The following is a 13,698-nucleotide window of genomic DNA, read 5'->3' as shown; positions in this document are numbered from 1 at the left end:
CTTCATTTATGTTCCTGTCTCGGCCGAATTGGAGATTGTGTATGACTGATTTGCAGAACTGGACGCCTCGCCCGAAGCCCGAGCGCATAGTGCTTGAAGGTCGCTATGTGCGGCTGGAGCCGCTGGATCCCGCGAAACATGGCGACGAACTTTTTGCCGCTTCATCGGTGTCCGATGCGGCTCAGCGCTTTACCTGGCTGTTCGAGTCTCCGCCCGCAACGCGGGCGGATTTCGAGCCGTGGCTGGAAAAAGCGTTCAAAAGCGAAGATCCGATGTTCTTCGCGGTGATCGACAAGGCAAGCGGCAAGGCTGCCGGGCGGCAGGCGTTGATGCGTGTTGACCCGGCAAATGGCGCAATCGAGATCGGCAGCGTCTATTGGGGACCGCTGATTTCGCGTAAGCCTGCCGCTACGGAAGCGCAGTTCCTGTTCATGCAGTATATTTTCGACGAGCTTGGCTATCGTCGCTACGAATGGAAGTGTCACAACGAAAACGGGCCTTCCAAGCGAGCCGCTGAACGTTTCGGCTTTACGTTTGAGGGAATTTTCCGTCAGCATATGGTGGCCAAAGGCAAGAATCGCGATACGGCGTGGTTTTCCATTCTCGACAGCGAATGGCCTGCATTGAAGAAAGCCTATCAGGCATGGCTTGCGCCGGAAAACTTTGATAGTGACGGTCAGCAGAAGAAGAAGCTGGAGGAGTTCCGTGATCTTGGCTGAGCGTAAGAAGAGCAATCCGGCAATCGCAGCCGCCATCATCTTGCTTGGCTTTGGGACGCTGGCCTATTTTGTGCCAAGCATAATGTTGGCGCTGGGCGAACGCTCGCAAATCGCGGCGATTATTTTCGCGATCGTTTTCGTTCTTGGCTTCTTCGCCATTTTCTGGTTGCGCTCGCGCCGCCAGAACAAGGATTAACTAACCAGCGAAGCGCTCAACAACAGCGCACCTGTCAGCGCGATGAACAGGGCGGCGGCGACTTCGATTGCCGCCTTCAGACGGCCTGACATGGCATTGCTGCCTGCAAATCGCAGGGCCGTGTTCTTTGCGGTGACGGCGAGCGTTGCAAGAACAGCCACTGTGATGAATGTACCGAACGCCATGGCGAAGACCGAGAGAATGCCGCCTACCATCAGGCCATTCAAAAGCGCAAATGTCAGCACGATCAGTGCGCCGGAGCAGGGACGCAGGCCCACCGACAAGATCGCAGACCATGCTGTTTTCCAATTGAAGTCGTCGCCGAGTGTCGATGGATTGGCGATATGGGCATTGCCGCATGCAGCACAAACATCAGCCTGGCCGATGAAGACGTGATCCGGTGCAGTAGCGGCTGTGGGTTTGTAATTGAGCTTTACCGTGCTGCCGGTGGCTGCCGCACGCGTGGCCTGCGAAATACTGCCTTGCCAAGCCGGACCGGAAGCTGTCACCGGTTCTGGCGCTGCGGCAAAAAGCGATGAGGCAGGGCTAGGGTTTGCTTTGTCCTGCGTCTTGAAAAGCAATGGCAGTTTGCGCGCCAGAAGCCAGAGGCCAAAAAACAGGACAAGCGCAAAACTGGCGATTTCCATGTAGCGGGCGGTCTGGTTCATGGAAATGCCGGTGCCGCGCAGCAGGAACCATGCGAGGCCCACGACCGCAATCGCCATGATTGCCTGCAAAAGCGACGAAATGAACGAGAGAAAGATACCACGACGCAGTGCCGTCTCATTGGCGATCATATAGGAGGAAATCACCGCTTTGCCGTGGCCTGGCCCCGCCGCATGGAAAATGCCGTAAATGAATGAAAGTCCAACCAGAACTGAAGCCTGCCATGGGTCGTCACGCATGGCTTTCAGCGCATTCGTCATTGCGAGGTAGAATGCGCGTTGCTGCTCGTTCATCCACAGAATGATGTGGGCAAAAGGCCCGGTTGGCTTCATTGCCACCTCATTCGCGCCGATACCAAGCGATGATTGCGCATAGGCTTGCGCAACGATCATTGTAAGGCACAGGGTTAGAATGAGGGTAGCCGGTCTTTTCATCAGCCTGAGTTTCCTTTCGGCGCACAGTCGATCTCAAGACGAGTTGCGAATATTTTGGACATGTCCGTGCCTGCGGGATCGTTGAAAAAGGCATCGGTCAGCGTCGCCTGGTTTTGGGCTAGCGCCTCATCTGGATCGGGACGCACGACCTTTGAGCTGCAGCCCGCTGGCAGTCCTTTCACAACCAGATCGTTGTCGTTCAAGTAATCGATCGCAGTATAGAAAGTGGGGTCATAGACACCGAAACTGATCTTGTGGCCCGCCGCTAGCTTCAAAGGTTTTTCAGGTTTGCTCGTGAAAATGATGAGCAGGCGATTGTCGGTAAAATCTGCTGCGAGGTCGGTTGGCCTCGCCATTTTAACATCCTTACCGTTATCCAGAACGGTCTGGAAATATTTGAACTCGGCAATCGAACCATTGATGACGTTGCCGAGGTCCGCCAGCTCTTGTCTGTCGAGCTGTAGATCGCCGTTCTTGTCGAATTCCATTAGCACGGTCGAGGAGAAAACGTCGTCGAAGCGCCAGACATGTGCCAGCTGTTGCACAGTGCCGTCAGGTGCGATGGTCAGTTCCAGTCGTGCGTCCGCAAAAACATGCGGGTGAGCGAGCGCAGTCGTCGGCAGAACGCTGGCCAGCAGCGCAGTTGCGGCAGACCGGATAAACCTGCTTTTCAGCCAAGACGACGAAGCCAACATAAAACTTTCCGTTAGAGTTTTCTTACGCTTATGCCCGAAGACGGCGAAAGTACGACGCTGGAGCATGCCCTGCCCAGAAGCTTCACACTTTTCAAGATGTGTTTATTCCCGTTCCTTGAACCACTGGGTCAGAAAATCAACCAATGCCCGGATTTTCGCCGGAAGATAGCGCCGATGCGGATAGACTGCGTAGATGCCGCCATCCTTCACGATGAATTCGTCCAGACACGCGACCAGTCTACCGCGTTCGATTTCCTCTTCGGCGATGAAAGCCGGCAGCATGCAGAAGCCCAGTCCGGCGAGTGCGGCATTCTTGGTGGCGACAGGACTGTTCACCTCGATCGGACCGTTGACGGGAACGGTCATCATCGAACCGTCGGTATTGCGGAAATGCCAGTTGTTGCGCGAGCGAGCATTTGTGTCGATGATGCAGGGCCGGTCGGCCAGATCTTCTGGACGTTCAGGCTTGCCGACGCGGGCGATGAGTTCCGGCGCGCCGCACAGGATGGAATGGAAGGGTGACAGTCTCTTTGCAATGAGGGAAGAGTCCTGCAAGCGGGTGATGCGGATTGCAAGATCGAAGCCTTCTTCCACCAGGTCGACAAAACGATCATCTAGCCGCACGTCGAGCACGATTTCGGGATGGGCGAGACAAAAGTCGATCAGCGACTGGCCGATAACCGCATCAGCAAAAGTGCGCGGGGCCGACAGTTTGATGCGCCCGCGCGCATCTGAGCTGGTTTCGCTGACGGCATCCTGCAGCGCATCGATCTCGCGGATAATCTCTACGGCCCGGTGATAATAGGTGTGTCCGGCTTCGGTCAGCGAGAATTGTCGTGTGGTGCGGTTAAGAAGGCGCGCACCGAGTTCGTCCTCCAGTTCCCGCACGTATTTGGAAAGAAGTGCTTTGGAGCGCCCGATTTTTCGCGCGGCGGCGGAAAAGCCTTCCGCCTCGACTACGTCGATGAAGGCGCGCATACGTGTGAGGGTGTCCATGGTCTAGCCCTGCTTCCCAATGATGTTTCTGGCCAATGCGATCAGCGCCCGGTCGCTGCCGCGTGGTCCGATGAAGGAAATGCCCAAAGGTGCGCCCTGCACCTGTCCCAAAGGTAATGTGATCTGAGGCAAGCCCGAAAGTACCGAAAGGCAGAGCAGACGCAGGGCCTGCTCTCGATAGGCCTGCAACGCCTCGAAAGGTTCGTTTGCCAGCGGAGCCGCACCCGGTACGGTGGGTAGCGCCAGCACAGCATCGTTACCGATAATCCGTTCAAGTTCCTGTGTGAATTGCGCCCGACGCTTACGCTGGCTGGTGACGAGATCAGCGTGGATCTCCGCACCGAAAGCAAAACGGTCAGCGACGCCGGGGCCGAGCTTGCGATCACCCGAAGAAATCCAGTCGCCATGCGTCGCCCAGGCTTCCGCACCCTGGATATGGCGGAAAACCAGATAGAGTTCATCGAGTGAGAGCGTCGGCTGACTCGCCGCCTTGAGACTCGCGAAATGCGGACGCACTTCGGCAAACACGGTGCGGTAAGTATTCGTTTCGGCCTCACCCAGCAAAAGCTGTTCCAGAACGGGCATATAGAGAAGCTGTGTCAGCCGGAATTCTCGGGCGTCGTCGCCAAGCAGAACAGAGCCGACCCGATCGTACAGGTCGATGTCGCGCGCAAACCAGCCGATCGTGTCGAGCGACGGCGCAAGCGGCATGATGCCTTCGAGTGGAACGCGACCATGGGTCGTGCGCAGGCCAATCAATCCGCAAAAACTGGCGGGCGCACGAATGGAGCCGCCGGTGTCGGAGCCGAGCGCAATGTCGGCAAGCTTGCCCGCCACAGCGGCAGCCGAGCCGGAAGAGGATCCACCGGTAACGCGATCCGGGGCTGCCGGATTAATCGGATGGGGGAAATGTGAATTTTGGCCCATCAGGGAGAAAGCAAGTTCATCCGTCTGGGCCTTGCCGATAAATTCGGCACCGGCGGCAAGCAACTTTTCCACTACCGGAGCCGATTTCCCGGCGAGGGGTGATTCGGCTTGAATTTGCGGATTGCCACATCCGGTCACCATTCCGGCGACATCATAAATGTCTTTTACGGCCAGCCTTTCGCCCTTGAGTGGCCCTTCCGATGCGTGAACGGACGGCTTTGCAGCTTTTGCAATAAGGGCGTTGAAGGGGTCGAGACTGAACATTGTTCACAACATGCGGCGAATAGAGGGGTTTCGGAGGCATCAGAACCGAAGCAAGCGGCTCGAATGTTTCACTTATAATGAACAATGGCAAGCACGCCGTTCAATCGGGTTCCAGGAAAATAAATTCGTTCAACGAAATATTTGTCATTGAATGGTCACGAGTTTGCGCTTATATCGCGCTTGCCCAAAGTCGCACGTGCCTGTGGGTGTCCGCCGATCCTCGAATGGTGAGGAATTCGGTACGGTACCTGGACCTAACCGCTCCAGTCGATCTGTTGGCCAACCGCCAGATCGAGGACATCTTGAAGCAACGACGGTGCGGGCCTTTCTAGTGTCTTTCGGCTGTCCAAAAGCCGAAATTACTGAAGAGGCACACCTTCATTGCCAGAAGTGCGGATGCGGTTCTCCAATTCCAATCCAAGGCAGACAAAGCGGAGTAACGCGGACTTAGCGTTGTTCCATCGCCGCATGAGTTTTCGCTTGACATCAGCACCTCCAAAGGCTGGCATCACGGCGGATACGTTCATGTACACTTTGTCCCCTTACAAACGGCAGAGACAGGCCGTGCGGGAGAACGACCATGGCAACGCAGCGTATCATCGACTTCCTTAACACCCGCCGTCCAGACGGTCCTTGCCTCGTCGTCGACACCGACGTCGTGCGCGAGAACTATGAAAGCTTCGAGAAGGCTTTGCCTTATTCGCGCATCTTCTATGCTGTGAAGGCAAACCCTGCGCCGGAAATCCTGCGCCTGCTCGCTTCGCTCGGCTCATGCTTTGACACCGCTTCGGTTGCGGAAATCGAAATGGCGCTCGAAGCTGGCGCAACGCCAAACCGCATCTCCTATGGCAACACCATCAAGAAGGAGCGCGACATTGCGCGCGCTTTCGAGTTGGGTATTCGCCTTTATGCGGTCGACTGCGTTGAAGAGGTGGAGAAAGTTGCTCGCGCTGCCCCTGGCAGCCGCGTGTTCTGCCGCGTGTTGACAGATGGCGAAGGCGCCGAATGGCCGCTGTCGCGCAAGTTCGGTTGCGTGCCTGCGATGGCCATCGACGTTCTGCGCCATGCGAAGGCCCTCGGTCTCGATTCTTACGGCGTATCGTTTCACGTCGGCTCGCAGCAGACAGATCTCACCGCATGGGATCGTGCGCTTGGTGATGCGGCTTCGGTGTTCCGCACGCTTGCCGATGAAGGCATTGTTCTGCGTATGGTCAACATGGGCGGGGGGTTTCCGACGCGTTATCTCAGGGATGTGCCGACTGCTCAGGCTTATGGCATGGCGATTTTCGATGCGCTGTCGAAGCATTTCGGTAACCGTATCCCGGAAACCATTATCGAACCTGGCCGTGGCATGGTCGGCAATGCAGGCGTGATCAAGACCGAAGTGGTTCTGGTCTCGCGCAAGGCGGACAACGATAATGTACGCTGGGTCTATCTCGACATTGGCAAGTTCGGCGGTCTCGCAGAAACCATGGACGAGGCGATCCGTTATCAGATCGTGACCCCGCATGACGGCGGCGAAACCGAACCTTGTGTTCTGGCTGGCCCAACCTGTGACAGTGCGGACGTGCTTTATGAAAAGACGCCGTATCCGCTGCCTATCTCGCTGACCATCGGTGACGAAGTCCTGATCGAAGGCACGGGCGCATATACCACCACCTATTCGGCGGTGGCGTTCAACGGCTTCGAACCGCTCCGATCCTACGTTATCTGATCGATCGGATTTGGTATGCTCCTGAAAAGTGGGAACCGGTTTTCGGATTAGGTCATACCTTTAAGTGTCGATTGATCCTCTCAATCCGCCCAGTGCTGCAAGGCGCTGGGCAGGGTGTGCTGCTGCCGCTTTGCGGGGATAGATGTCATGAACGCAACTCTGGAAATTCAGGAAAACGCTGTAATCGTTGTCGCTTCGGCTTTCACGATAGCGTGTGAAGGGTTGGAACACGTGCTTGCGCGCGAAGCTTTGCTTGATCGCGCCATGGGTGAGGGCCGTCGCCGGAAATCATCGGAAAAGCTGCGCCGTGGCCGGTTGCCTGCTGATGGGCTGGCTTTTGTGACGGAAAGCGTGGATGGCTCGCTTGCGGGTACCGTTCGACTATGGGACGTCCATGCCGGTCTTGATGCGTTTGGTTTTCCCGTGTCTGCCTTGCTGCTCGGTCCTCTGGCTGTCGATCCTTCCGCTGCGGGTTGCGGTATCGGTTCAGCCTTGATGCGCCATGCGATCAGCGAAGCGCAGCGGCTCGGCCATGGCGCGATCCTGCTCGTGGGCGACCCGGAATATTATGAACGCTTCGGCTTTACTGCCGAAAAGACAGGTGAACTAGCCATGCCTGGCCCTTATGAAAAGCGGCGCTTTCTGGCACTTGAACTCGCGCCCGGCCATCTCGACGGCGCGCATGGTGTTCTGCGTGCCAGCGGACGCAAGGTGCCGCGCGTCGAGACCTCTTTGCGGCAGTCTGTCTAAGTTAGGATAAACGGAGCAGCCGCCCGAAGTTGCGGGCGGCTGTGATTGCAAGGCCCGCGAGGAAACCTGCAATCAGCCCTGCAATGACGATCAGCTTGCGCGATGTGCCTGCCGGATCAAGTGGGGGGCGTGCCTCTGAAAGAACCCTGACATTGGCCGTATTCAGCCCTTCCTGTTCGTTCGTTTCACGCGAGCGCAAGAGAAAAGCTTCGTAGACCGAGCGCCGTGCTGTGGCTTCGCGCTCAAGCTCACGCAGTTTCACCAGATCGCCGCTACTGTTCGCTTGCTGTGATTTGAGTTGTGCCAGACGGGCGGTAAGGTCTTTTTCCTGTTGTGCGGATCGGGCGGCTTCGACTTGTAGTGAGGAGCGAATTCGACGCAACTCGGCATCAATGTCGTTCAGGACGGTGCCTGCCTGCGACTGTGCCTGAATGAGGGCCGGATGGCGTGGCCCGAGCTGGGTGGAAAGGCCGCTTGCAGTCTGGCGAGCCTGCGCATATTGCGCGCGAAGCGCCGTCAATGTGTTGGACCGCAGATCTTCCGGTAAAGTCCCGGATACCACGCTGTTGGGAGTGGCGCTATTCAACACCTGCACGCGGGCTTGAAGCCGCATGGTTTCGGCGCGCTGATTGGTCAGTTGATCGTTGAGCCGCGTCAGGTCGTTATCGCTGATCAGCTTGCCGTCGACATTGACGAGATCATGCGAGGCGCGGAAATCGGCTGCTGCGCGCTCAGCTTGCTCAACATCGGCGCGCATATCGGCAAGGCGGTTCGACAATTCGTCCGAAGTACGCCGTGCGGCATCGGATTGCAGCGATGCAAGCTCAATTTGGAAAACAGAACTGATCGTGTTCGCAAGCGATGCCGATTTCTGCGGATCACGTGTTTTCACCGAGATCGAATAGATGAAGGTCTTGGCATCGCGACCGATAGCGATGCTCTTGTGCAGATTATACAGAACGCGTGTTTGCAGCGTCTGGCTGTCGCTTGCCTTTTGGGGAGACAGCATATCTTTGATCTGTGCAAACAGCCCGGCGATGCCGGTCGGGACCAAGGTACCGTTGAATTCAGGGTCTTTTGTAAGGTCTTTCTTGTCGATCACCTTCAGCAGCACACTGCTGGATTCGATGATACGTGCCTGACTTTCAGCAACGGCGAGCGACGCATCGGTCGGGAGCTGACCCGGCGTCAGCTCATCTCCGACGGTCTTGATGTTGCGAGGGTCGACCAGAATATCCGTCGACGCGACATACAACTGAGGCAGGGACAACGCATAAAGCGTGGCCACCACACCGCCCAGCAACGTGCTGACAAGCAGGAGTTTCCGCGATCCTCGCAGCACGTCGATGGCCATCCGTGGATCGATCAGCGGTTTCCACTCAGCATCCGGTGCAGGCCTGTCAATGACAGGGCGCTCGTGCTCGATCAGTTCGCGGGGCTGCGCGGACGCTGGAGCGGCGGTTTCGATGATGGCTTTACGGCGTTCGCGTTCCTCAACTTTGCGTTCCAGCTCCGCTTCGATCAGCGCAATGCGTTTTTGCAGTTCGGCGACATCAACATCATCCAGCTCTTCGTCGAGAGCGGATTCTGGTGTGTGCTGCGCGGCGTGATCGTGCTGGCGAAAAAATGCAGCGCGTTCAGCCGATGTCGCGGGCGGGGTCCATGGTGGTACGGTTTCATTAGTAGGACGATCAGCCGGACGAGCGTCGGAGAATGCGAGAAGAGGTTTCTCCACCCCCGCCTTTCTGCGCTCCTCGTGATCGCTCATTGCCGAAATCGTCCGTATCTGTAAGCGTCTCAACCGCGTCCGGTTTCAACTGCAGCTTTGAAATCGAGAAGCCAAGGTTCCCGCATGCCAAAGCGGAATCCGGTTAGCCCACACCTGAAGGCTGAATGTAATTTTTTATAGAAAACAAAACGTTAAAATAGTGGCGTGGCGAGGTGCCAATTCTCTCAATCTGCAACCTCAGCTTTTGCTTGATTGCTCTTTGAGCTTGCAAAGAAGAGTTTAAGCCTTTTTAGCTAAATCTCTATTTTACGTCCCCGTTTGGCAAAACGGCAAACGCACCAGACCACGGTAGATGAGGCTCCTGTTGATAGCGAAAGCGCTGCGGAAACTGTCAGGCAACAATGCCAGAATGGTGCGTGACTACCTGTCCCTGTTTTCCGGCTCCGCTGGCAGGCTTTTGGTTTCACTCGTCTATTTCATCGCGCTTGCAAACACGCTTCCAACCGGTGATTTCGGGATATTTGCTACCGCATCGGGCACGGGCGTGGTTCTGTCACGCCTCGTTTCTCTAGGCTTCAGCTCACCACTTTACCGCATATCGACAGTGAAGCCGCGCTTGCTTGGTATCTATACAGCGGGTTTTCTGGTGGCCCTTCTGGTTTCCTTGCCGCTGTTTGCGCTGGCGTCCTGGCTGGTCTATCTCATCTTTTTCAGCCGCGACATTTCCTTTCTGCCTTTTGCTGTTGTGGTGTTTGCCGAAGCCTTGCTCTGGCGTTCGACGGAAATCATTATCATCGTCAACAACGGCCTGCGCCGGTTCGGCATATCGGCGGGGCTGGTGATTTTCGGGACGGCCGCGCGCGCCGCGGCTGCAGTGTTGTTCATGTGGCTGGCGAGTGTTCATGACATTGCGCATTGGGCGTGGTGGTACGCGGCTGCCAATGGCGTTGCGCTGCTTACGGCGCTGCAGTTCTACCCGTCTATCCGTCTTCGGTTCAAACCGGCACTTTATATGCGGCGGTTGTCCGATGCGATTGCGGTCATGGGGGCCGAACTGCTGTTCTATATTCAGGCCGAGCTTGACAAGCTTTTGGTGTTGACTGTCGGCGGGCCTGCGACGGCCGGTCTTTACGCGATCATCATGCGACTTGTCGACCTGACGGCGTTACCGGTGCGGTCCTTCAACATGATGCTGGTGCAAAAGCTCATGCGCACGCCTGATATGCTGTCCTCGTTGCGCATCCGCGCCGGGCTGGAACTTGCAGTCTTTGTCGTCTCGGTGGCAGGTCTTGGTGCAATGGTCGTGTTTCTGCAAATCTTCCCGAATGCACTCGGTTCAAGTGTTGCGCCTATTGTCGGATTGCTGCCCCTGGTGCTGCTCGTTCCGGGGTTCCGCAATCTCATAGAATATCAGACGGAAATTCTTTATGCGCGCGGACAGTCAGGACTGCGGACACTGAGCATGGTGCTGATGACCACCGCCAAGGCATTCTTCGTCTGGCTTCTGTTGATGAATTATGTCGATAACCACGCATGGATTCTCGGGCTAAACGTCGTATTCGCCGGGCTATATCTTTTATCGCTGGTCTTCACTTATACAAGCATTCGTTTGCCGGCAAAACGGGTTTGAAACTTATGCGCCGATGATGCGCCGAATGTCGTCAACCGAAAGACCGAGGAAGGACTGCATGCCGATGGCGACCTGATGCGGTTCCATCTCGGCGATGAAGGTGTGGAACTCCTCTTCGCTCGGTGGTGGTGCGAACCATTGCATCCGGCAAAGATCGCGGGTATCGCTGTAGTGGCCAGAGCCGTGTAGTACGTCATCGACATAACGGCCATAGATGAAGCACTCGGAAAAACGGCGTATGTTGCCAAGTGCGGCTACCCAATGCTGTCCCGTATGGGCTTCGATCCTTTCGCACATCGAAATCACGCTATCACGTCGCCATGAGACGAGCTGGCCGATATAGTCGTTCAGACCGCTTTTCCCGTTGTTGATACCAAGCAGCTTTGCCGCATTGGCCGCCCAGACCGGATGCTCCGGCCATTCAGGATTGGAAAGCGCATTCGGACGCACGAAAAGCCGAAGCCTTTCGCCGCGCCAAAGCGTGCCACAATCGAAGGCACGTAGAAAGGCGGTGTCGGAATCCGTATAGAGAAATCCGTCTTCCTCCACCGCACTGGCAAGCGCTATGCGGCGCAACTGTTGCACATGCCATCCACGCAGCGGCTTGGTCCGAAGCGAGAGCCAAACCCGTCTGCGCCACAGATAGGTCGGGTCCCAGAAGGCATGCAGCCACGAGGGCAACAGATCGCGTTCATCAATGATGACACGTTGTGGGCTTTCGAGCTTGCGGAACAGGGCCACATCCTTGCCGTCGACAAGGATATAGTGCTTCGTGAAACCGCCGACATACTTGTCGATGGTCTCGCAAAGCAGTTTGCAGCGCTCGAAATCTTGATCCCAACTGGCTGTGACGATTGCGGTTCTCACCGAGGTTCTCCCTTCATCCAGCCTTTGGCGACACGCCACAGGAATACGGGATTACCGATAAGATAGCGTTTTGCGAGCCTGCGGGGCTCCTGTAACAGACGGTGCATCCACTCCATCTGGACCTTGCGCACCCATTGCGGGGCGCGCTGCACGCGACCCGTATGCAGATCGAACAATGCACCAACGGCACTGGCGACGGTGCAATGTTCCGCCGTGATGTGTTTGTCGATGAAGAGTTCCTGGCGCGGCACACCCATGGCCACGAGCAAGATATCTGGATGAAAATCTTTGAGCTGACCAAGAATGCTGTCGAGATCTTCGGGCTTGAAGAAGCCGTCGGAAATGACGCGATAGTCATGGCGCGGTATTTGCTGGATGAAAAGCTGCGCGGCATCCGCAGCAACGCCCGGGCCACCACCCAGAAGGGCGACTTTCAGAGGATGCTTCATGTGCTCCAGCAGGGCCGGAATGAAGTCGGTTCCATTGAGATTGGCGGGGAACTTGCTACCGTAGGCGACCTTGCTGGCAATATCGACCCCAACGCCGTCTGGCAGGATCAGGAATTCCTCCAGCGCGGCACGATAAGTCGGGTCGGTGTCTGCGATGTTGGAATTATTGGCATTGAGCCAGCCCTGTTTCATGAACCGGCCTTCATTGATGCGGTTCTCGAAAAAGGTGAAGGCGCTGTCCCAGTCGAAACAGGCGACCTTTACGCCAAGGATTATGCGGTAAGTGACATTCTCGGAATGCATCATGCCTGGTCCGTCATTTTCTCTTCGCCATGAAGCGCTTTCAGACCTCTGGCAACAGCGCGGTCCATGCCTTCGATTTGTGACCGTGTGAAGGCTTTGCCATCCAGTCTCTGGCGATCCCCCGATCTTATTGTTTCAATGCGCTCGACGATTGCCGCAGCAAATGCCTGCGGGTCGTCGGCTATGGTGCAATTGCCCGGAATACTGCCGATACCGCGCACGGAATGTGATGTGGCGACGCTTGGCATGCCCAGCTCGAATGTCTCAATGGTCTTGAGCTGCACGCCCGTTCCCGCACGGCTGATAAGCGGCACGAGCGCGCCGCTTTCCACAAATTCGGTCGCGTCCGGCACCTTGCCAACAAAATCAACTCCGGGTCCCAGACCTGACCATGCCGCTATCAGATCGGCAGGCGTGTTGCCTGCAATCGCAATAGAAATATCGTCGGGAAGATGCGGCTTTACCTCGCGCAGGAACCATTCCAGTCCGATGCGGTTCGGATGCCATGTCCATGTGCCGATCAAGGCAAGGTCGTATTTTACAGCCCGCGGCTGTGCTATCTGCATCCCTCCGGGCGTGACGAGCGGCATTGTTGCAAACCGGTCAGGGCCGAGCCCAAGCGCCAGACCGTCATCTTCTGCGAAAGTGAAGACGAAACGGGCATTCCCGATGAGGCGGCTTTCCAGTCTTTTGAGAATACGGGCTTCGCGGCCGAACAGGAATTTCTGGATGGCGCTGTCGGCATCCGCGGCGTTTTCCTCCGCCGAGCGATACTCCACATTATGCGCCACGAAAAGCGACGGTTTGTCCTTGAAGATGTCTTCAAACGCGCCGGGCAGGGTAACGCCGTTCAGCACATAGGCATCGAAAGAGCCGATCTTTGCGATGGCCGCGTGCAATGCCTCAGCCTGAATCACCCGTAACTTCGCCGAGGAAATCGTCAATCCGGTCAGGAATGATTTCAGCACCCAGCCAATTTTACGCCTGATGCCGGCGCCTTCGGTCCGCACCTCGACTTCACCCAAAACGACGGTGTCTGCGGCATCGGCTTTCAACCCCGGCCATGTGAAGCCAAGAACGGTGACTTTTATCCCTGACCGACGCAGGCCGTCGACCACAGCCGCGTTTGCCACTTCATAGCCGGTCGTCGGTACTCCGTGTGGAACAATCGATGTTACGAAAACAAGGTGAGGGGACGGCAATTCAACTCCTGAGCAGTCATTCTGGCGCGCGCAGCATGAAAAATCATGGGGGTACGTTTATGCATTTTCTAATGCATCATTCATCTTAAATCCCTTAACAATTCGGGCTGGCATGCTCTATGAAAGTTTTGATCAGTGTTTAGAGCCCCTCGGTGAA

13 protein-coding genes are annotated in these 13,698 nt (G+C 56.5%); 5 read left to right on the top strand and 8 right to left on the bottom strand.

The window, feature by feature from the left end:
* The first annotated feature begins 41 nt into the window (after positions 1 to 41).
* The gene (locus FJQ48_RS18665; protein WP_139976455.1) at positions 42 to 719 is read left to right on the top strand and encodes a GNAT family protein; all 678 of its coding nucleotides are present in this window, start codon (positions 42 to 44) and stop codon (positions 717 to 719) included.
* Positions 706 to 915 carry a hypothetical protein gene (locus tag FJQ48_RS18660; protein ID WP_139976454.1) on the top strand — a complete coding sequence of 70 codons (210 nt, stop codon included), beginning with the start codon at positions 706 to 708 and terminating at the stop codon, positions 913 to 915. Before FJQ48_RS18665 ends, FJQ48_RS18660 begins: the two co-directional genes overlap by 14 nt.
* Here the strand turns inward: FJQ48_RS18660 and FJQ48_RS18655 are convergent.
* From FJQ48_RS18655 to FJQ48_RS18640, 4 genes are all read right to left on the bottom strand, one after another.
* The gene (locus FJQ48_RS18655) at positions 912 to 2,015 is read right to left on the bottom strand and encodes a nickel/cobalt transporter (RefSeq protein ID WP_139976453.1); all 1,104 of its coding nucleotides are present in this window, start codon (positions 2,013 to 2,015) and stop codon (positions 912 to 914) included. The two genes, FJQ48_RS18660 and FJQ48_RS18655, sit on opposite strands and share 4 nt — an antisense overlap.
* Positions 2,015 to 2,710, bottom strand: a complete 696-nt coding sequence (locus tag FJQ48_RS18650; protein WP_139976452.1) for a DUF1007 family protein — start codon at positions 2,708 to 2,710, stop codon at positions 2,015 to 2,017. Before FJQ48_RS18650 ends, FJQ48_RS18655 begins: the two co-directional genes overlap by 1 nt.
* 102 nt (positions 2,711 to 2,812) lie before the next feature.
* Complete coding sequence (locus FJQ48_RS18645) at positions 2,813 to 3,706, bottom strand: LysR family transcriptional regulator (protein ID WP_061347625.1); 894 nt, start codon at positions 3,704 to 3,706, stop codon at positions 2,813 to 2,815.
* A gap of 3 nt (positions 3,707 to 3,709) precedes the next feature.
* Positions 3,710 to 4,897, bottom strand: a complete 1,188-nt coding sequence (locus tag FJQ48_RS18640; protein WP_139976451.1) for an amidase — start codon at positions 4,895 to 4,897, stop codon at positions 3,710 to 3,712.
* Positions 4,898 to 5,477: 580 nt separating this feature from the next.
* Here FJQ48_RS18640 and odc2 point away from each other — a divergent pair.
* Entirely contained in the window at positions 5,478 to 6,611 is a 1,134-nt protein-coding gene (gene odc2, locus FJQ48_RS18635; RefSeq protein ID WP_139976450.1) for an ornithine/lysine decarboxylase, read from the top strand.
* Between the two features lie 147 nt (positions 6,612 to 6,758).
* A complete protein-coding gene (locus FJQ48_RS18630) occupies positions 6,759 to 7,361 on the top strand; it encodes an N-acetyltransferase (protein WP_139976449.1) in 603 nt (200 codons plus the stop codon).
* Between the two features lies 1 nt (position 7,362).
* On the opposite strand, the gene FJQ48_RS18625 is transcribed toward FJQ48_RS18630, so the two are convergent.
* Positions 7,363 to 9,129, bottom strand: coding sequence for a GumC family protein (locus FJQ48_RS18625; protein WP_139976448.1), 1,767 nt, complete (start codon positions 9,127 to 9,129; stop codon positions 7,363 to 7,365).
* 325 nt (positions 9,130 to 9,454) lie between these two features.
* On the opposite strand from FJQ48_RS18625, the gene FJQ48_RS18620 reads away from it, so the two are divergent.
* Entirely contained in the window at positions 9,455 to 10,720 is a 1,266-nt protein-coding gene (locus FJQ48_RS18620) for a lipopolysaccharide biosynthesis protein (RefSeq protein WP_139976447.1), read from the top strand.
* A gap of 3 nt (positions 10,721 to 10,723) precedes the next feature.
* On the opposite strand, the gene FJQ48_RS18615 is transcribed toward FJQ48_RS18620, so the two are convergent.
* The 3 genes from FJQ48_RS18615 to FJQ48_RS18605 are packed head-to-tail and all read right to left on the bottom strand — an operon-like array spanning position 10,724 to position 13,541.
* The gene (locus tag FJQ48_RS18615) at positions 10,724 to 11,587 is read right to left on the bottom strand and encodes a DUF6492 family protein (RefSeq protein WP_180350251.1); all 864 of its coding nucleotides are present in this window, start codon (positions 11,585 to 11,587) and stop codon (positions 10,724 to 10,726) included.
* Positions 11,584 to 12,342, bottom strand: coding sequence for a WecB/TagA/CpsF family glycosyltransferase (locus tag FJQ48_RS18610; RefSeq protein ID WP_139976445.1), 759 nt, complete (start codon positions 12,340 to 12,342; stop codon positions 11,584 to 11,586). The genes FJQ48_RS18615 and FJQ48_RS18610 overlap by 4 nt, the downstream gene beginning before the upstream one ends.
* Complete coding sequence (locus FJQ48_RS18605) at positions 12,339 to 13,541, bottom strand: glycosyltransferase family 4 protein (protein WP_139976444.1); 1,203 nt, start codon at positions 13,539 to 13,541, stop codon at positions 12,339 to 12,341. The genes FJQ48_RS18610 and FJQ48_RS18605 overlap by 4 nt, the downstream gene beginning before the upstream one ends.
* Positions 13,542 to 13,698 lie beyond the last annotated feature (157 nt).

The organism is Ochrobactrum sp. CGA5 (assembly GCF_006345815.1).
Taxonomy (GTDB): Bacteria; Pseudomonadota; Alphaproteobacteria; order Rhizobiales; family Rhizobiaceae; genus Brucella.
The sequence above is the reverse complement of the archived record's forward strand: the minus strand, read 5'-3'. Positions and strand labels throughout refer to the sequence as shown.

Coding starts and splice junctions, on each gene's coding strand:
- FJQ48_RS18665 (WP_139976455.1), top strand. CDS start 42: ATGACTGATTTGCAGAACTGGACGCCTCGCCCGAAGCCCGAGCGCATA.
- FJQ48_RS18655 (WP_139976453.1), bottom strand. CDS start 2,015: ATGAAAAGACCGGCTACCCTCATTCTAACCCTGTGCCTTACAATGATC.
- FJQ48_RS18650 (WP_139976452.1), bottom strand. CDS start 2,710: ATGTTGGCTTCGTCGTCTTGGCTGAAAAGCAGGTTTATCCGGTCTGCC.
- FJQ48_RS18645 (WP_061347625.1), bottom strand. CDS start 3,706: ATGGACACCCTCACACGTATGCGCGCCTTCATCGACGTAGTCGAGGCG.
- FJQ48_RS18640 (WP_139976451.1), bottom strand. CDS start 4,897: ATGTTCAGTCTCGACCCCTTCAACGCCCTTATTGCAAAAGCTGCAAAG.
- odc2 (WP_139976450.1), top strand. CDS start 5,478: ATGGCAACGCAGCGTATCATCGACTTCCTTAACACCCGCCGTCCAGAC.
- FJQ48_RS18630 (WP_139976449.1), top strand. CDS start 6,759: ATGAACGCAACTCTGGAAATTCAGGAAAACGCTGTAATCGTTGTCGCT.
- FJQ48_RS18625 (WP_139976448.1), bottom strand. CDS start 9,129: ATGAGCGATCACGAGGAGCGCAGAAAGGCGGGGGTGGAGAAACCTCTT.
- FJQ48_RS18610 (WP_139976445.1), bottom strand. CDS start 12,342: ATGATGCATTCCGAGAATGTCACTTACCGCATAATCCTTGGCGTAAAG.